The organism is Brevundimonas sp. FV1ye4L (assembly GCF_058681255.1).
Map to the genome: position 1 here is coordinate 3,164,478 of NZ_CM178734.1, position 17,750 is coordinate 3,182,227.

Annotated in this window: 12 protein-coding genes; 4 read left to right on the forward strand and 8 right to left on the reverse strand. The window is 66.4% G+C overall.

Annotation, left to right across the window (positions count from 1 at the left end; all coding sequences use genetic code 11):
* Positions 1-117: 117 nt before the first annotated feature.
* Positions 118-1,392, forward strand: a complete 1,275-nt coding sequence (locus tag ACW17X_RS15330) for a sugar MFS transporter (RefSeq protein ID WP_492098701.1) — start codon at positions 118-120, stop codon at positions 1,390-1,392.
* Between the two features lie 67 nt (positions 1,393-1,459).
* Here ACW17X_RS15330 and ACW17X_RS15335 read toward each other — a convergent pair whose 3' ends face one another.
* Positions 1,460-2,029, reverse strand: a complete 570-nt coding sequence (locus ACW17X_RS15335) for a TetR/AcrR family transcriptional regulator (RefSeq protein ID WP_492098703.1) — start codon at positions 2,027-2,029, stop codon at positions 1,460-1,462.
* A 170-nt stretch (positions 2,030-2,199) separates the two neighbouring features.
* Between ACW17X_RS15335 and ACW17X_RS15340 the strand changes: the two genes are divergently transcribed.
* From ACW17X_RS15340 to ACW17X_RS15350, 3 genes are read left to right on the forward strand one after another with little or no spacing between them, the layout of a single operon-like run.
* Positions 2,200-3,408, forward strand: coding sequence for an efflux RND transporter periplasmic adaptor subunit (locus tag ACW17X_RS15340; RefSeq protein ID WP_271163636.1), 1,209 nt, complete (start codon positions 2,200-2,202; stop codon positions 3,406-3,408).
* A 3-nt stretch (positions 3,409-3,411) separates the two neighbouring features.
* Positions 3,412-6,678, forward strand: coding sequence for an efflux RND transporter permease subunit (locus ACW17X_RS15345; RefSeq protein WP_492098705.1), 3,267 nt, complete (start codon positions 3,412-3,414; stop codon positions 6,676-6,678).
* Positions 6,678-8,114 (forward strand): efflux transporter outer membrane subunit, encoded by a 1,437-nt coding sequence (locus ACW17X_RS15350; protein ID WP_492098707.1) that lies wholly within the window; start codon positions 6,678-6,680, stop codon positions 8,112-8,114. The genes ACW17X_RS15345 and ACW17X_RS15350 overlap by 1 nt, the downstream gene beginning before the upstream one ends.
* Before the next feature lie 1,344 nt (positions 8,115-9,458).
* Here ACW17X_RS15350 and ACW17X_RS15355 read toward each other — a convergent pair.
* From ACW17X_RS15355 to ACW17X_RS15385, 7 genes are all read right to left on the reverse strand, one after another.
* Positions 9,459-10,007, reverse strand: a complete 549-nt coding sequence (locus tag ACW17X_RS15355; protein WP_492098710.1) for a hypothetical protein — start codon at positions 10,005-10,007, stop codon at positions 9,459-9,461.
* 293 nt (positions 10,008-10,300) lie between these two features.
* Positions 10,301-13,708, reverse strand: coding sequence for an autotransporter family protein (locus ACW17X_RS15360; protein ID WP_492098712.1), 3,408 nt, complete (start codon positions 13,706-13,708; stop codon positions 10,301-10,303).
* A gap of 142 nt (positions 13,709-13,850) precedes the next feature.
* Entirely contained in the window at positions 13,851-14,057 is a 207-nt protein-coding gene (locus tag ACW17X_RS15365; RefSeq protein ID WP_492098714.1) for a hypothetical protein, read from the reverse strand.
* A complete protein-coding gene (locus ACW17X_RS15370) occupies positions 14,026-14,631 on the reverse strand; it encodes an RNA polymerase sigma factor (protein WP_492098716.1) in 606 nt (201 codons plus the stop codon). Before ACW17X_RS15370 ends, ACW17X_RS15365 begins: the two co-directional genes overlap by 32 nt.
* A gap of 107 nt (positions 14,632-14,738) precedes the next feature.
* Complete coding sequence (locus tag ACW17X_RS15375) at positions 14,739-15,152, reverse strand: flagellar protein FliS (RefSeq protein WP_492098719.1); 414 nt, start codon at positions 15,150-15,152, stop codon at positions 14,739-14,741.
* Entirely contained in the window at positions 15,145-16,836 is a 1,692-nt protein-coding gene (gene fliD, locus ACW17X_RS15380; protein WP_492098720.1) for a flagellar filament capping protein FliD, read from the reverse strand. The genes ACW17X_RS15375 and fliD overlap by 8 nt, the downstream gene beginning before the upstream one ends.
* Before the next feature lie 67 nt (positions 16,837-16,903).
* Complete coding sequence (locus tag ACW17X_RS15385; RefSeq protein ID WP_492098722.1) at positions 16,904-17,728, reverse strand: flagellin; 825 nt, start codon at positions 17,726-17,728, stop codon at positions 16,904-16,906.
* Between the last annotated feature and the right edge of the window lie 22 nt (positions 17,729-17,750).

Sequence of the window (17,750 nt, forward strand, 5' to 3'; positions counted from 1 at the left end):
TTGGTTACAGCCGATGCTTTTCCGCTGGACGGCGCGTTCGGGATGCCCGAACCAAGGCGATCAGAACCGCGCGGGCAAAGCGCGGCCGTCCTTAGTTCATATCCGCAGGGGGAATTCATGTCCGCTCCAGAGGCCGCAAAGCGCCAGGGCACAGCCCTGGCCTTCGCCTATGTCACCACGCTCTTCTTCGCCTGGGGCTTCGCCACCTCGCTGATCGATCCGCTGATCGCGGCGGTGAAGCGGGTGTTCGATCTGAACAACGCCGAAGCTTTTCTGACGACCTTCGCCTGGTTCATCGCCTATGGGCTGATGTCCCTGCCGGCGGCGGCGGTGCTGGGCCGGCTGGGCTATAGCCGGTCGATCATCGGCGCTCTGGTCGTCATGGTGGCGGGCTGTCTGATCGTGCCGGCCGCCACGGCCGCCGACTGGTATCCGGGCGTGCTGATCGCCCTGTTCGTCATCGCCTCGGGCGTCACCCTGCTTCAGGTCGCGGCCAATCCGCTGGTCGCCGAACTGGGCAGCCGCAAGGGCGCGTCCAGCCGTCTGAACCTGTCCCAGGCCTTCAACTCCCTGGGCACCACGGTCGGTCCGTGGCTGGGCTCGCACGTCCTGCTGACGGGGGGCGTCTTCGCCGCCGGCGCCGTGGTCACGGTCGCGACCCGCACCCAGTCGCTGCGCAGCATCGACATGGCCTTCCTGAGCATGGGCGCCTTCTTCGCCGTCGTCGCCTTCTTCATCTTCACCGCCCGCAAGAAGATCAACGCGGCGGCCCCGGCGACGACTGACGCTGTCTCGCCGCTGAAGGCCCTGTCCTCGCCCTGGGCGATCTTCGGCGCCCTGGCCATCTTCCTCTATGTCGGTTCGGAAGTGGCCATTGGCGGCATGCTGACCAACTTCCTTGAAAGCCCCGATATCCTGAACGCCCCGATCGAGACGGCGGGCAAGATGGTCGCCCTCTACTGGGGGGGGGCCATGGTCGGCCGGTTCATCGGCTCGTGGGTGCTGTCGCGGGTCTCGCCCGGCGTGGTCCTGGCGTGCTGCACCGTCGCTGCGGCGGCGCTCTGCCTGCTGGTCAGCCAGATCGGCGGACCGACGGCGGCCTATGCGGTCCTGTCCATCGGCCTGTTCAACTCGATCATGTTCCCGACCATCTTCACCCTGACGCTGGAGCGGTCCACGGCGCCGACCTCGGCGACCTCGGGTCTGCTGGTCTTCGGCATCATCGGCGGCGCCCTGCTGCCGCAGGTGGCGGCGCGTATCGCCGACGCCGCCGGCGCGCTTCAGCCGGCCTTCCTGGTGCCTATGGCGGGCTATGTGGGCCTGACCGTCTTCGCCATCGCCTGCGCCCGCACCAAGGCCAAGGCGGAAGTGACCTCGACCGCGTCGCACTAAGCGCCGGTCATCGGACAAGACACGGGGCGCGGAGGGCAACCTCCGCGCCCTTTTTCATGTCAGGGAATCAGCCGTCGATCAGGGACTGAAGAATGGGCGCCAGGCGGTCGCGCATCTTTTCACACTCGGCCTGTTCGATGTCGAAGCTGCCGCCGCCCAATTCGCGGCTGACCGACATGCCCATGATGAAGCCCGCCAGCAGCCGTGCCCGCACCCTGGCGTCCGGTCCGCTGATCCAGTCTTCCAGGGGGCCGAAGAAGCGCTGGGTGCAGCTGGACTGCACCATTTCCGCCGCCTTGGCGGAGCCGATGGAGCGCAGCATGATCGACATGCCCTGCAGCTTCTCGGCCTTCTTGGGCTCGAAGACGAGCTCGTGGGCGACGCGCGTTCCGAAATCGGCCTTCTCGCCCTCCATCAGGGCGCTGCCGTCGCCGCAGCTGTCCAGCGCCGCCAAGAACAGATCGTCCTTGGATCCAAAATAGCGGCTGATCAGGGCTGCATCGACCCCGACGTCCCGGGCGATGTCGCGCATGCCCACGTCGTCATAGCTCTCGGCCGCGAATCTTTCGCGTGCTGCGTCAAGGATGGCCGTGCGCGTGGCGGCGGCGTTCCTCGGGCGGGGGCCGGGACATAACAAGGGGAGGTGACTCCAAAAACCAATAACCGTAGATCACATATGGCTATGTCAACGCGTGTTGACAAGCGTCACGATGTCCACCATTAAGTCACCACGCGTTGACAAGGCCGACTCCCCATCGGCCTCCGTCCGCACGACAGGGATTTACCTCCGACAGGGAGATTGCGCAGATGCGCGGGCTGAAGATTGCGGCCGTGTCCGTCATGGTGACGGGTGCGCTATATGGTTGTTCCCCCAAGGCCGAAGGCCAGGCGCCCGGCGGCGCTCCGCCTGTGACGGTGGCCACGCCGCTGCAGCAACAGGTGGTGGACTGGGACGAGTTTACGGGCCGCTTCGAAGCGGTCGAAAGCGTGGACGTTCGCGCCCGCGTCGGCGGCTATGTCCAGGCCGTCCACTTCCGCGACGGCCAGATGGTCCAGCGCGGCCAGCTGCTGTTCACCCTGGACCCGCGTCCGGCCCAGGCCGCTCTGGCCCAGGCTCAGGCCCAGGTCGCGCAGATGCAGTCGCAGCTGACCCTGGCCCGCGCCAACCTGGCCCGCAGCGAGACCCTGCTGGCCTCGCAGGCGGTGTCCAAGGCCGAGTATGATTCCAACAAGGCTGCGGTCGACGCGGCCGTGGCCAATCTCGCCGCCGCCAATGCGGCCGTGCGCACGGCCCAGCTGGATCTGGAATACACCCGTGTCACGGCGCCGACCTCGGGTCGCGTCTCGGATCGTCGGGTCGATCCGGGCAATCTGGTCGCCGGCGGCTCTTCGGCGGGCGACATCCTGACCACCATCATTTCGGGCGGGCCGATCCACTTCGTCTTCGACGGGTCGGAAGCGGTCCTGCTGAAATATCTGCGTGACGGCGGCGCCGCCAACGGCGCCCCGGTTCGCATCCGCCTGCAGGACGAGAGCGGCTTCACCCGCACCGGCCGCCTGGACTTCTCGGACAATGCGCTGGACACCGCGTCGGGCGTCATCCGCATGCGCGCCATTGTGCCGAACGGCGACGGCTTCCTGCGTCCCGGCCTGTTCGGCCGCGCCCAGGTCGCGGGCGCCGGCTCCTACGACGCCCTGCTGGTGCCGGACACCGCCATCGGCACCGATCAGTCGCGCCGCGTCGTCTCGGTGGTCAACGCCGACGGTTCGGTCACGGCCAAGCCCGTTCAGTTGGGCCCGATCGTCCAGGGTCTGCGCGTCATCAAGTCGGGCCTGGCCCCGACCGACCGCGTGATCATCGCCGGTCTCCAGCGCGCCGCCCAGCCGGGCTCCAAGGTCACGCCCAAGAACGGCCGCATCGCCCCCGTCGCCGAACAGGCGTCGGACGCTCCGGTCACCCAGGCGGCCCCGGCTTCGACGGGTTCGTTCGCCAGCAGCCTCTCCACCGGCGACTAAGCCATGAACATATCCCGCTTCTTCATCGACCGGCCGATCTTCGCGGCCGTGATCTCGGTGGTGATCACCATCATCGGCGTCTTCGCCTATCCGCTGCTGCCCCTGTCGCAGTATCCGGAGATCGCGCCGCCGACGATCACCATCAACGCCGCCTATCCGGGCGCCTCGGCCGAGACCCTGGCCGAAACCGTCGCCGCTCCCATCGAGCAGGAGGTGAACGGCGTCGAGGACATGCTGTACATCACCTCCTCGTCCACCTCGGACGGGGCGGTGGCCATCACCGTCACCTTCCAGCCCGGCACGGATCTCGACGCCGCCCAGGTGCTGGTCCAGAACCGCGTCTCCCTGGCTGAACCCCGTCTTCCCGATGCGGTCCGCCAGACGGGCGTCGTGGTCAACAAGGCCGAGAGCGGCTTCCTGATGGTGCTGGGTCTGACTTCGCCCGACGGCTCGCTCAGCAACGACTATGTCGGCAACTACGGCAATTCGACGCTGCGGGACCGGCTGCTGCGGCTCGAGGGCGTGGGCGCGGTCCAGGTCTTCGGCGGCGGCAACTATTCGATGCGTATCTGGATCGACCCGGCCAAGGCGGCCGAGCGCAACCTGACCGGCCCCGATATCGTCGCCGCCCTCCAGGCCCAGAACGTCCAGGCCGCCGCCGGTTCCATCGGCCAGCCGCCGTTTGCGAACAACGCTTCCGCCTTCCAGCTGCCGATCCAGGTCCAGGGTCGTCTGACCAGTCCGGACCAGTTTTCCAACGTCGTCCTCAAGACGGACAGCGAAGGGCGCGTCACCTATCTGCGCGACGTGGCGCGGATCGAACTCGGCGCCCAGGATTACGGCATCCGCGGCTTCTTCGACGGCCAGCGCGGCGTTGGTCTGGCCATTGTTCAGCAGCCGGGGGCCAACGCCCTGGGCACCGCCGAACGCGTCCTGGCCGAGGTCGAGGCCGTCAAGGCCGAGCTGCCCGCCGGCATGGACCTGTCCGTCCCCTATAACCCGACCGAATTCGTCGCCGCCTCGGTGGAGTCGGTTCAGCATACCCTGGTCGAGGCCGTCTTCCTGGTCGTGATCGTGGTGATGGTCTTCCTCCAGACCTGGCGTGCCGCCATCATCCCCATCGTGGCTATCCCGGTCGCCCTGGTCGGCACCTTCGCGGTGCAACTGGCCCTCGGCTATTCGATCAACTCCCTGTCCCTGTTCGCCCTCGTCCTCGCGGTCGGCATCGTCGTCGATGACGCCATCGTCGTGGTCGAGAACGTGGAGCGGGCCATCAGCGAAGGTCTGACGCCCAAGGAGGCCGCCTATCGATCAATGCAGGAGGTCTCCGGCGCCCTGATCGCCATCGGCCTGGTGCTGGTGTCGGTGTTCGTGCCCACCATGTTCGTCCCGGGCATTCCGGGCATCTTCTACCGCCAGTTCGCGGTGGTCATCGCCTCGGCCTCGGTCATCTCGCTGTTCGTGTCGCTGACCCTGTCGCCGGCCATGGCCGCCCTGCTGCTGAAGCCGCACAAGAAGGACCACGAGAACGCGCGCAAGCCGGGCGTCCTGGGTTCGGTCGTCTATTACGGCGGCTGGGCGGGTCGTAAGTTCAACGAGGGCTTCGACTGGCTGTCGGATCGCTACGGCCGTCTGACGGCGCGCCTGGTGCGCACCGTGGGTCTGGTCCTGATCATCTACGCCGGTCTGCTGGGCCTGACCGCCTGGCGTCTGGTCGATACGCCCTCGGGCTTCATTCCCGAGCAGGATCAGGGCTTCCTGATCGGCGTCATCCAACTGCCCGCCGGCGCCTCGCTGGATCGCACCGAGGCGATCATGCAACGCGCCAGCCAGATCATCCGCGACACCAACGGCGTCGACGGCACCGTGGCCTTCGCCGGCCTCGACGGCGCCAGCTTCTCGTTCGGCTCCAACGCCGCCACCATCTTCGTGCGTCTGAGCCCCTTCGAGGACCGGACCAAGGAAGAGGCGGCCGCGGCTCTGGCCGGGGCCATCACCCAGGCCACGGGTCAGATCGAGGACGCGCAGATCTTCGTCATCGCCCCGCCGGCGGTCCAGGGTCTGGGCAACGGCAACGGCTTCAAGATGATGATCCAGGACACCTCGGGCGCCGGCTACCGCGCGCTGGAGGGGGCGACCTTCGCCATGATGGGCGCCGCAGCCCAGGCCCCGGATCAGGTCAGCCAGGTCTTCTCGACCTACAACACCGGCTCGCCCCGCATCTCGGCCGACGTCGATCGCGACAAGGCGCTGATGATGGGCGTTCAGCCCAGCGCGGTGTTCGACACCCTGGGGGTCTATCTGGGCTCGTCCTACGTCAACGACTTCAACATGCTGGGCCGCACCTACCGGGTGACGGCGCAGGCCGAGCCCCAGTACCGCGACGACATCGCCGACATCGCCAACTTGAAGACCCGCTCGTCCAGCGGGGCCATGGTGCCGATCGGCTCGGTGGCGAACTTGGTCAATGACTCGGGTCCGTCGCGGATCGTCCGCTACAACCTGTTCCCGGCGTCCGAACTTCAGGGCAACCCGGCCATGGGGGTCTCCTCCGGCCAGGCTCTGGGCATCATGGAGCAGATGGCGACCAGCACCCTGCCGCAAGGCTTCTCCTACGAGTGGACCGAGCTGGCCTATCAGCAGAAGGCGGCCGGATCGGGCGCGACCATGATCTTCCTGATGGCCGTGGTCTTCGTCTTCCTGGTGCTGGCGGCCCAGTATGAGGCCTTCACGCTTCCGCTGGCGGTAATCCTGATCGTGCCGATGTGTCTGCTCGCGGCCATCGTCGGGGTGAACCTGCGGGGTCTGGACAACAACATCCTGGTCCAGATCGGGCTGGTCGTTCTGATCGCGTTGGCGGCCAAGAACGCCATCCTGATCGTCGAGTTCGCCAAACAGGCGGAAGAGGAGGAGGGCATGAACCGCTTCGACGCGGCCGTGCACGCCGCCCGCAGCCGTCTGCGCCCGATCCTGATGACCTCCTTCGCCTTCATCCTCGGCGTCGTGCCGCTGATGCTGGCGACCGGCCCCGGCGCCGAAATGCGCCAGTCGCTGGGCACGGCGGTCTTCTCCGGCATGCTGGGGGTGACCTTCTTCGGCCTGATCTTCACGCCGGTCTTCTATGTCGTGACCCGTTGGATGTCGTCCAAACTGCCGCAAGGCAAGAAGCCGACGCCCACCAAGACTGAAGCCGTACGCTACGATCAAACATCCAGCCTGACCGATCCCGATGCGCCGGCTCCGGCCACCGGGCGGGGAGGGGACATCTGATGACCCGCACCAAGACCCTCAGCTTCCTGACCGCCGCAGCCGCCAGCGCCTTGCTCGCCGCCTGCGCGGTCGGGCCCCGGGCGCCCGCCGCCGACCTGCCTGTGGCCGGGACGGGCGCCTTCATCGGCTCCGCCTCGACCACGGTCTCGACCGCTCAGGCCCGGGACGACTGGTGGCGGCTGTACGACGACCCGACGCTGGACGGCCTGATCCGTCAGGCCTTCGCCGAGAACAACGAGCTGGAGGCGGCCTTCGCCAACTTGCGCGTGGTTCGGGCGTCGCTGTCCGAGGCGCGCGTGGGCCGGTTCCCGACCACGACCACCAGCGCCCAGGCCCAGCGCAGCCGTTCCTCGGCGGCGACGGTCACCGGTTTGCCCGCCGGCGAGGACGCGCCCGAGATCGACACCTATGATGTCGGTCTTTCGGCCAGCTACGAGGTCGATCTGTTCGGCCGGGTGGAATCGACCATCCGCGCCGCCCGCGCCGACGCCCGCGCGGCCGAGGCCGCCCTGGCCACCGTCCAGGTCTCGGTCGCGGCCGAGACGACCCGCGCCTATGCCGACACATGCTCTGCCAACGCCCAGATCGCGGTGGCCGAACGGACGCTGGAGCTGCAACGCAATACGGCCAACCTGACCCAGACCCTGCTCGACGGCGGGGCGGGCACCGGCCTGGACGTGGCCAGCGCCCGTGCGGCCCTGGCCCAGACGGCGGCCACCCTGCCGACGCTGCGCGCCTCTCGCAACGAGGCCCTGTTCCGGCTGGCGACCCTGACGGGCGTCACCCCGGCCGAGGCCAGCCAGGCCGCCGCCGCCGCCTGTGTCCGGCCGCCGCAACTCAGCCAGCCGATCCCGATCGGCGACGGTGCGGCTCTGCTGGCGCGTCGTCCCGACGTGCGTCAGGCCGAGGCGAACCTCGCCGCCGCCGCGGCCCGCGTGAACGTGGCGACCGCCAACCTCTATCCGCAGATCAGCCTGGGCGGCTCCATCGGCTCCACGGCCCTGGAAACCAGCGAACTGGGCGATGACCAGAATTTCCGCTTCAGCTTCGGTCCGCTGATCAGCTGGTCCTTCCCCAACGTCTTCGCCGCCCGCGCCCAGATCAAGGCCGCCGACGCTCGCTCCGACGCGGCCCTGGCGACGTTCGACCAGACGGTTCTGACGGCCCTGCAGGAAACCGAAACGGCGCTCAGCAACTACGCCAACGAACTGGACCGCCGCGCCGCTCTGACCGAGGCCCGCGACCAGGCCGCCCGCGCCGCCAACCTGTCGCGTCAGCGTTTCAACGCCGGCGCCGACAGCTTCCTGCTGGTGCTGGACGCCGAACGGACCCAGGCCGCCGCCGACGCCGCCCTGGCCCAGTCGGACGCCCTGGTCACCACCTACCAGATCGCCCTGTTCCGCGCCCTCGCCGGCGGCTGGCAGGCCGACAGCTGATCGAAGGCCCCGCTCCCTCGCGCAGGCGAGGGGGCGGGGCTTTCATTCCACCTCCGTCATCCTCGTGCTTGACCCGAGGACCGGAGGGGCCGCCGCATTGCGTCCGCGGCGCGCGCACTGCCCGATCCGCATCCGATCCTCGGGTCAAGCCCGAGGATGACGGGGTGAACGTGCCCAACCCCGCTATCGTGTCCCCGCCACCCCTTTCGTTCCCCCCACCCACACCGCAGCGTCAGCTAGCCCTCGCGGCGCCAGGAAGCAGACATTCCCACGGGCTGGAAAGGGTGGAAACCGGTCTTTGCCGATTAGTCGGTGATGGTCGGAAGGATCACGCCCTGCCGGTAAGCCACCTTTGCACGTCCCCACCGACCGCTGGGGCGTGATGCTTCCAGACTGATCTGGTCCCGAATGATCTCGCACATGAGCAGTCCGAGGCATTCGTGACGTTTGAGACCTATGTCGCGGTCGCTTTCGACGTGAAGCATAAGGCGGCGGGGGTCCGGCCCCCAAGTCCGAACTACGGCGTCATCGCCATAATATGCCCGGATGGTCTTCAGAATATAACGCTCTTCCTCGGCAGTCAGAGGAGCGGGCTGTTCGAGCGGCAGCGGAGGATGAGCCTTCGGCATGGCTTGAGGTTGACTACGTTTGCTAAGGTCCGCAACGGGTCGATTGCGGGCATGGTCTTAGACGCCGAAAGCAGACGTCGGCCTCCAGGCCGGAAGGCGGTCGCCGTCAGCCGGGGGTGGAAAGCGTACGCTATCGATGCTCTCTGGCAATATGGATCATCACCCTTTTCACTTTCGCGCGGTATTCACCGTCTTGATGCTCGCAGCAGCCGTGGCGTTGGCAGGGTGCGTAGCAACTACGCAGGCACCTGTGACTGGGCCATCCTGCAAGACGACGTCCGTTACTTTCGTGGGGTTCGGGGACGGACTGGCCGATATCCAACAAGACGGGCAGCGGCTCTGGGAAGGGCGTTTGGCCGAGTATGACTCCTCAACCGATATCTCTGGGGGAGCCGAAATATGCGCGCGAAGTGACCGCGAGCTTGTCCTTCACGCGGGAGACAAGACATATCGCGTATCCCTCCCGGGCAATCAGTCGCGCCATTTCGTGCTGATCGATTTCCGAAGCGCAGAACCAACGATACAGGGCCGTCCCTTCCTATTGGATTGAACGTCCGCTTTGGGTCGATTTCCGAAATGGGCGTCAGGCCCGGAAGCCGACATCGGCGCCAAGACGGGACTGTCGCCTTTTAGGTTGGTCGGAATGACGGATTCTGGTCCAGCGCTTGCAGGGCCTTACCGGCCGGACGCCGATCCACTCCCCTCCGACCGACCCCTATCCCGCCGTCCGCGTGCAGCGACGCTGGTGAGCGATGCCCTTGAGAAAGCCGCGGCGCACCAGGCCGGCGCGGATCGCGGCCTGAACCTCCCGATCATGGGCCGCCGCGCCGGACAGGCGACGCACCCAGCTTCTCAGCGGGATGAAATCGGTGGCGGTGTCGCGAACCATGTCGAGCGCGGCATTGGCGGCCTGGTCGCCCGTGCCGGTCGCCGGCGCCTCCTGGTCGACGTCGGGGCCGAGGGCCTCGTCCAAGGCGTCGATCTGGGCGATGACGGCCGAGCAACGCTGCAGACCCGCCGTCTCATAGGGGGCGCGGCGTGCGGTGATCAGAACCTCGGGCACCTCTTGTCGCCGCAGGTTGAGATCGTCCAGCGGCGCCGTCGCCGCCTCGCCCACGCCGTCGCTGAATGTCTTTCCGCCCTGCGACGCTTGATCCCGGTTCAGCTGAACGCCCGACAGGCCAGGCATGGAGGCGCAGGCCCCGAGGCCGGACAGACCCAAGGTCAGGATGGGCAGGACGACGAGGCGACGGGCGAATTTCAAAGGACCATTCCAAGCGTGACGATAGCAGACACAGCGTTCTGACTGCAGGACAGTTCCGGCCGCCGCCTTGATTAGGCGCAAACCAGGTCTGTGGACACAAGGCCGACCTCTCGCGCCTGTCATCCTCGGGCTTGACCCGAGGACCGGGGGGGCCGACGCATTGTGGTCAGAGTTGGCTCACAGCCCGATCCGCATCCGATCCTCGGGTCGAGCCCGAGGATGACGGGGGAATCTAGCCCCACCCCGTCGCCGTCGATCACACGCTCGCGCCCGATCTCACCCCCACCGCGCCCCTAGAACAGGAAGGTCGCCCGCAGCAGGAAGCTGTAACGGACATAGTCCTCCAGCAGCTGGGCGTCGCCCGAGATGGACAGAGAGCTCAGGCCGTTGGCCATGGTCATGCCCAGGCCCAGCACCGGACCGCCGCCGCTGATCGGCTCGCCGGTCAGGGTGAAGCTGTCGCCGCCGCTGATGTAGCGGGCGGTGGTGGCGTCATAGTCGGCCGACAGGATCTCCTTCCAGCCCAGCTTCAGCTCAGGCCGGAACATCTGGTCGCGGCCCAGGCCGTAGCCGATCTTCAGCGCGGCAGTGGCGCTGGCGACATGGCCGTCGCGGCCGTCGATCTCCAGGTCGAAGGCGTCGCCGCCGCCCGACTCGCGACGCGAGCCTTCCGACAGGCTGAAGTATTCGGCATAGGCCTCGGGCCGCAGCGACAGCCGCCCGAACCGGCGCTCGTAGGAGACGCCGCCGGCGGCCGACAGCGTATAGCCGTCCCACTCCGCGTCCGAGCTCAGATAGACGTCGTCGCCGACCAGGGTGCGGGTGCTGTTGAACGAGGCGTAGCCGACCGCGCCCCGCGCCCAGCCGTTCCAGCCATGGCCTTGGGCGCGCCAGTACAGACCCAGCTCCAGCAGGTTGGAGGACAGTTCCTCCTCGGCCTCCGACTCCGGGTCCTGGATGTCCGAAGAGGCCAGGGCCACCGAGACGCCGACCGCGCCGGCCTCGGTCATCTTCTCCACCCCGCCCGCGACGCCGAAGCCTTCCGAGCGATAGCCGTAGGTGTCGGTCTTGTCCTTGTCCTCGTAGAAGTTGATCTCCTGGACCCAGCCGCTGACCTCGCCGACGGCGGCGGTGTTGTTACGGTTCGCCAGGGCCTGGGTGACGGCTTCCACGCCGCTGGACAGCGACATCAGCGTGCCGCCCGAATGATCCGGCAGGGTCTGTTCGTACAGGTTCATGAAGTCGTCGCGGGTCGCCTGGTTCAGGAAGGCGTCCATCACGTCTTCGTCGCGGCTCAAGGCGCTGTAGAAGGCCTCGTAGGCCGCCGTCTCTACGCCGGACAGGGCCATTTCGCTGGTCGTGCGCTTGCGCAGGTCCACGTCGACCGTCCCCGCCGCCTCGTCGGCGGACAGGCTCGAGACGATCATATAGGGCGAGTTGCCGGTCAGGTCGGTCCCCTGGACGTCCCCGTAGGACAGCGACCCGGCCGTCACCAGCCGAACGGTCTCGCCGTCGTTATCGACCAGCGAGTCCAGGTGCAGGCTGATCGTCGCCCCGTCCGCGAAGACGGCCGCGCCCGACACCACATAGTCGCCCACCGTCCCGGCGTCGGGATCGACGGTGAAGTACAGTTCGCCGCTCTCGCCTACCGTCAGACTGGTCAGGTTCAGGGTCTCGCCCTGAAGCCCCTGCAGCACCCCGTCGATGATGTTGATGTCCAGCAACCCGTCCTCATCCGACAGGGCGCCCTGGTAGGTGGCCCCGCCGTCGATCGACAGGCTGTCCGCCCCCGATCCGAAGGCGATGTCGCCGACCACGTAGCCGTTCTGGATATCGACGACGTCGGCGCCCGAGCCCAGCAGGATGTCGCCCACAATATAGGGCTCCGCCGTGTCGGCGACGCCGTCGTTATCGTCATCGTTGTCGTCGTCATCTTCGGCGTCCAGGATCCCGTCGTCGTCGTCGTCGGGATCCTCGTCGTCGTACAGGCCGTCCCCGTCGTAGTCGGCCAACAGGTCGTTGGCGGCGGCCGACTGGGTGATCGTCACGCCGGTGGTGTTAGCCGAAAAGTCGATAGCGATGGTCTTGCCTGTCACCACCTCGTCGTCCGTCTCGTCGTCATCGTCATTATCGGTCGCGATGATGTAGCTGACGAGGCCGCCGGTGTTGGTCAGGCTGGTCACCGAACCGCTGGCGTCGCGAATGGCCACCGCATCCCCCGCCTCGCCGTAGATATAGGTCGAGATGGTCCCGCTGTTGACGATGTTGGCCAGGGCGGCGTCGGCGTCGATCAGCACCCCGGCCGCCGTGTCCAGGCCTTCGGTGGTCGCCGTCGCCGTGATCGAGCCGCTGTTGACCAGGGTCGGGGTGGCGGCGCCCGACGCAAGCCGCAGGGCGGTGGCGTTCGCCTCGCTGGCGCCGGCGGTGATCGAACCGTCGGTCAGTATTCCGCCCTCGATCACGGTCGATCCGGTCCCGCCGCCGATCAGAACGGCCGTCCCGTCGATGTCGTCGAAGATGCCCGAGGCGGTGATCGAACCCTCGTTGACCAGGCCATAGCCGGTGTCGCCATAGGCGCTGATCACGATGTCGCCCGTCTCTGAGCCGATGGCCAGGGCAGGGGCGGCGCCATAGGTGCTGATGGCCGACGTGCCCTCATTCTCGTCCAGGATGCCGTCGCCGTCGCGGTCGTCGTCATCAGCGTTGATGGTTCCGTCGCCGTCGTCGTCCTCGTCGCCGTTGGTGACGCCGTCGCGGTCGTCGTCGCCGTCCTCGCCGTCGGAATCCTCATAGGACGGCGCGGCGCCCAGCAGTATGCCCCCGCCGACGCTGGCCGAAACCTGAACGGCCGACCCGGCCTGGAGCAGATCGTCCGCATCGAGATCTTCCAGGTAGAGGCTGTCGTTGGACAGGACCACATCGTCCGCATCGTCCTCGTCCAGGTCGGCGACCGCAGTCGGCTGGTAGGTGTACCGGTAGCCGTTGCTGGAGACCGAAGACTGGATCTGGAGAGCGCCCGAGACGGTGTTCTCGACCGAGACCCCGACCGAGCCTTCGCCGGTCACCGCAATCGAGCTTCCGCTCAGCAGGATGTCGCCGTCCACGTCGCCTGCGATCCGCAAGCCGACGCCATTATCGCCGGTCACGGACACCGAACCGAGGACGGTCAGATCGCCGGCCAGGGCGCTCTCGATCGAGATGCCGGCGGAGTCGTCGCCCTGAACGGCGATGCTGCCCGTGTCCTCGACCAGGATGTCGCCGGTGCGGACGCCTTCTCCGGCGACGCGAATCCCGTACCGGTCGCTGCCGCTGGCGAAGGGACCGTCGGCGTCGCCGTCGTCGTCCTCGTCCTCATAGCTGTCGATATCGTCGGTGATCGTGATGCCGCCGCCCATCGTCAGGTCGCCCGTCTGGCCTGCGTTGAGGAGAATGCCAGTGTCGCCGTCCTCGGCCTCCTCCATCGTGATCAGGGAGCCTTCCTCCAGCACGATGTCATTGTCGGAATCGCCGGTGATCGCCACGCCGCCTGTCATCACGACGGAGCCGTTTTCGGACACGGTCACGTCCGCCGCCGAACCGCTGGAGGCCGTCGAGGTCAGTATGGGGGCAGTCTTTTTGGACCCGATGTCGACCTGGGCATGGGCGGCCGAAGCCAGCACGAGCGGCGCAATGGCGGCCGCTGTGGCGAACCTTGAAAGCATGTTGAGCAAATATCCCGACGACGACATTGTCGGGGCGCACAGTTCTTGGTCCCGGTGGCGGTTGTGCGGTGAATTTGTTTCGACGGTGAAGCGCAGGCGTTCATGCCTGCGCCCGCGTGTTTCGGCGCCGAAGCAATGGGCGTCAGGGCGCGGTTGTGGCGGTCGCCTCCCACCGTGGCGCAGGCGCTGCGTCTGCGCGCAGCGACGCTTCGGTCGCGGCGGCGAACAGGTCCTTGGCGGCGTCGGAGACGGCGATCAGATCCAGCGCCGGCTCGGCCAGGGTCGAGGGCCAGGCGCTGAGGTCAGGGCCCAGTCGGTCAAGCGTGGCGTGCAGTTCGGTCAAGGTCATGGGTCCAGATCTTCTTCTGTTTCCGTAGGTCTTCCCGGAGCGCCACCTTGCCTCTTTTAAGCAGGGAACGCACCGAGTTTTCAGTGGCCGCCAGCCGCGCCATGATTTCCGGCACGTCGGCGTCTTCGAAGTAGTGCAGGCTCAGCACCCGTCGCTGGGCCGTGGGCAGGCGGAGCAACGCAGCGCGGAGGCGGTCAGCCGTCTCCTGGCGTGTGATCATTTCCTCTGCGTCAGGCCCGTTGTCGCCGAAATCCTCGACCGCGTTGCTGAGTACGTCGGCCTCGGTCGGCGTGTCGCGACGCCGTCTGCGATGGTCGATCGAGCGGTTGATCAGCACCCGGTGCAGCCAGGTCGTGAAGCGCACATCGCCGGGGGTCCAGCCGCCCCGCTTCCACAGCGAGAAGAAGACCTCCTGCACCACGTCGTCCGCCTCGACCTCGTCGCCGAGGATATTGCGGCAGACGGCATGGGCCATTCCCCGGTGCCGCTCCATCAGCGTTCGCAAGCAGAGATCGTCACCGGCGCGCATGGCCTCATAGAGCTCCTGGTCGGACGCGACGGCGCGATCGGCCATCGGTGCGATGTCTTGGTGATTGAAAGTGTGAAGCGCGTGCGAGTGCATGATCAATACCTGCGTTAGGTCGATCAAAACAAAGCAACGTGCGTGCCAACGGTGCAGTATTACTGTATTGTATTATTGGACATTGTTTGTTGCGGGCGAGATATATTTATAATCGAACGGACCATATTTTGAATTGGATCAGTCACGATTGACCACTCTCTGTTGCGCTTCGGTAGCATTCCGATGCGTCGGACAGAGCGATGGGTGCGGGCGTAGAACCGCCGCAGATCAGCGCCTTCGGGCCCGGCGGCCGCGAAATCCATATGGAGTTTCAACGCGCTAATGATCTGACTGGCGACGCCGAGGTGAAAAACCATCTCGTCCAGCCGATTCTGCTCATCGGCAGATCTTGCCGAGGCCACGGCCGAGTAGAGTTTCTGGTGCAGAGCCAGGGCGATATCGGTGGGACTGAGCGCCAACTGGCTGGTGGCGCGGTAGCCGGCGATGGCGCGGGAATAGGCGGCGTTACTCATCATCGTCACTCGCGCCGAGAATGGCTTCGATCTGCGCTTGCAGCAGACGGGCGGCCTCCAGTTCGGCTTCCATGTTGGCGTATTTGCTCACAAGCTTGGTTCGGTAGGTCTCGGCGTCCTCGCGGATCTTGTCCGAGCGGTCCGACAGGTCGGTGTTGATTTCCGTCAGGGAGTCGATCCGTTGTTGGATCAGGCTGCTCGTGCTGTCGTCGAACTGCGTCAGGGTCTGCGTCAGCAGATTGGCGAAGCCCTGCTGGATCGAAACGGAGATGTCCCCGGCCGTGGCGGGCGATAACGTGAAGGTCAGGCCTTCGTAAATGGTCCCTTCGGCACCCACGAGGCGCGAGCCAGAGACGGTAAAGGCGGCGCTGTCGCCGTCGGCGGCGGCGCTGGTGATCGCGCCCGTTTCGTCCGTGACGATGGTGAGGGTGAAGGACAGCGAGGTGGTCGTGTCGTTGGCCAGCAGTTTGAGGTTGCTGTCCGAGGAGGAGAAGTCTGTCTCGAAGAAGCTCTCGACGGCGTCGAGGTTGGAAAGAATGGCGTCGTTCAGCGCCGTCTCGTCACTGAGTTCCAGAAGGCCTTCCGAGGTCCAGGTTATGCCCATGTCGCTGAACATGGTGATGTCGTCGGAGGCGGCGTCGCTGCCGGAGTTGATCAGGGACTGTAGGGTGGAGTTCAACATCCGCAGGACCGAGTCGGCGAACAGGACCGCGTCTTCGTCTGCTCCGCCGTCAGAGGAGACGGCCGACTGGTCCAGCATGTACTGCTTAAGCGCATTATAGGCGTCGACGAAGTCGGTGATCGCGGTCTTCACCGCCGAGGAATCGGTGGAAACCGTCAGGGTTGCCGCGCCGTCCGTCACGCCGGACAGCGACAGGCTGACGCCCTCGATGACGTCGGTCAGTTCGTTCGTGTCGCGCGTGACCGTCGCCCCGTCCACGGTGATGATGGACGGTTGGGCTTCGCGGAGAACATTGGCGAAGGCGCCGGTGTCGTCTGTCAGTCCTATGGTTTGTGCGACGTCGTCGCCGGAGACGGAGGAGATGACCATCGTCTGATTGGTGTCGGTCGCCGACAGCACCAACTGGACGGTCGATGAGTCCAGGGTGATCAAGGAGGCCTGCACCCCGGTCGTGTCGCTCTGGGCGTTGATGGCCTTGGCCAGATCGCCGAGGGTCGTGGTTGCGGTTACGGTGATCTCGACCGATTCCCCGCCGTCGACGCCCAGAGACAGGACGCCCGCGACGCCGATGGCGTCGGTCGAGGAGCCGGACGAGGCGCTGACCTTCATAGCCTGGGCCAGTTGAACCACTTCGATTTCGTAGTCGCCGTTGATGGCGTCGCTGGTGACATCGACGGCCAGGCCGGTGACGGTCTCGCCGGAACTGCTGCTCAGCGCCGCGCTGCGAGAGTCGAACGAATTCTCGGAGCCCAGGCTGGAATAGGCCGGCAGGGCGAGGCCTTCGATCGCGTCGGATACGGCGGCGACGAGGGTCTGTACTTCTTCGTAGGCGGCGATCTCCGCCTCGTTGGCGGTGATCTTTGCGTCGAGGGTGTCAGCGCGCGCGGTCTTTTGCGCCACGGCCGTCTCGATAAGGGCGTCGGTATCGAGACCGGAGGCCGTCGAGGTGATGTAGCTGACGCCGCTGCTGGTCGAGACGCCGACTGTGGAGGTTGTGCTCATGGGATGATCCGGGGCGCTGTCCTGGTCGTCGAAGGGAACGGGCGGGAGCGAACCCCCGCCCGCGCTGTCATTGCAGGAGCTTGAGCAACGACGACGACATGCTGTTCGCCTGGCCCAGGGCCGCGATGGCGGCCTGTGTCAGGGTGGACAGGTTCGTGTAGTTGGTCTGTTCCGCAGCCAGATCGACGTCCGAGATGGCCGACTTGGAGGCCTCCAGGTTCTCAAGCGAAGTGTCGATGACGCTCGCCCGATACTCGAAGCGCGACAGGCTTGCGCCCACATTCGCCCGAGCCGTCGAGATGGTGTTGATCGCCGTGTCGACCGCAGTCATCGCCGTGGCGGCGTTGGCCGAGGTGCTGACGTCGGTCGTATCGACAGCCAGGTCCGTCGCCGTCGTTCCGTCGATGGTGATCGTCAGCGTATCGGTGCTGGCGGTGCCAAGGAGGAAAGAGACGCCGGTGGAGAAGTCGCCTGCGCCGTCGAGCAGAGCCGAGCCGTTGAAGTTGGTCGATGACGCGATGTCGTCGATTTCCTCGATCAGCTGCTGGTATTCTGCGTCGATGTTCGCCCGACCATCATCATCGACCGAGCCCGATTGGGACTGGGCCGTCAGGGCCTTCATCCGTTGCAGGATGTCACTGATCTGAGACAGGGCGCCGTCGGCCGTCTGAAGCACGGCGGTTCCCTGCTGGGCGTTGATGGCGGCCTGTTCCATCACCACGATATCCGCGGAGATATTGGTCGAGGTGGCGAGACCGGCGGCATCGTCCTTGGCGCTCTGGATGCGTTGTCCGCTGGACAGTTTCGCCAGGGAGGCGGACTGGGCGGCGGAGTTGGCGTTCAGATAACGCAGGGCGGTGTTGGCGGCGGTATTGGTTGAGATACTAGGCATTCTTTCCTCATTCTCTCCAGAC

Excerpts from the sequence above, each read along its gene's own strand:
- ACW17X_RS15330 (WP_492098701.1), top strand. The coding sequence starts at position 118 with ATGTCCGCTCCAGAGGCCGCAAAGCGCCAGGGCACAGCCCTGGCCTTC.
- ACW17X_RS15340 (WP_271163636.1), top strand. The coding sequence starts at position 2,200 with ATGCGCGGGCTGAAGATTGCGGCCGTGTCCGTCATGGTGACGGGTGCG.
- ACW17X_RS15345 (WP_492098705.1), top strand. The coding sequence starts at position 3,412 with ATGAACATATCCCGCTTCTTCATCGACCGGCCGATCTTCGCGGCCGTG.
- ACW17X_RS15350 (WP_492098707.1), top strand. The coding sequence starts at position 6,678 with ATGACCCGCACCAAGACCCTCAGCTTCCTGACCGCCGCAGCCGCCAGC.
- ACW17X_RS15360 (WP_492098712.1), bottom strand. The coding sequence starts at position 13,708 with ATGCTTTCAAGGTTCGCCACAGCGGCCGCCATTGCGCCGCTCGTGCTG.
- ACW17X_RS15365 (WP_492098714.1), bottom strand. The coding sequence starts at position 14,057 with ATGACCTTGACCGAACTGCACGCCACGCTTGACCGACTGGGCCCTGAC.
- ACW17X_RS15370 (WP_492098716.1), bottom strand. The coding sequence starts at position 14,631 with ATGGCCGATCGCGCCGTCGCGTCCGACCAGGAGCTCTATGAGGCCATG.
- ACW17X_RS15375 (WP_492098719.1), bottom strand. The coding sequence starts at position 15,152 with ATGAGTAACGCCGCCTATTCCCGCGCCATCGCCGGCTACCGCGCCACC.
- fliD (WP_492098720.1), bottom strand. The coding sequence starts at position 16,836 with ATGAGCACAACCTCCACAGTCGGCGTCTCGACCAGCAGCGGCGTCAGC.
- ACW17X_RS15385 (WP_492098722.1), bottom strand. The coding sequence starts at position 17,728 with ATGCCTAGTATCTCAACCAATACCGCCGCCAACACCGCCCTGCGTTAT.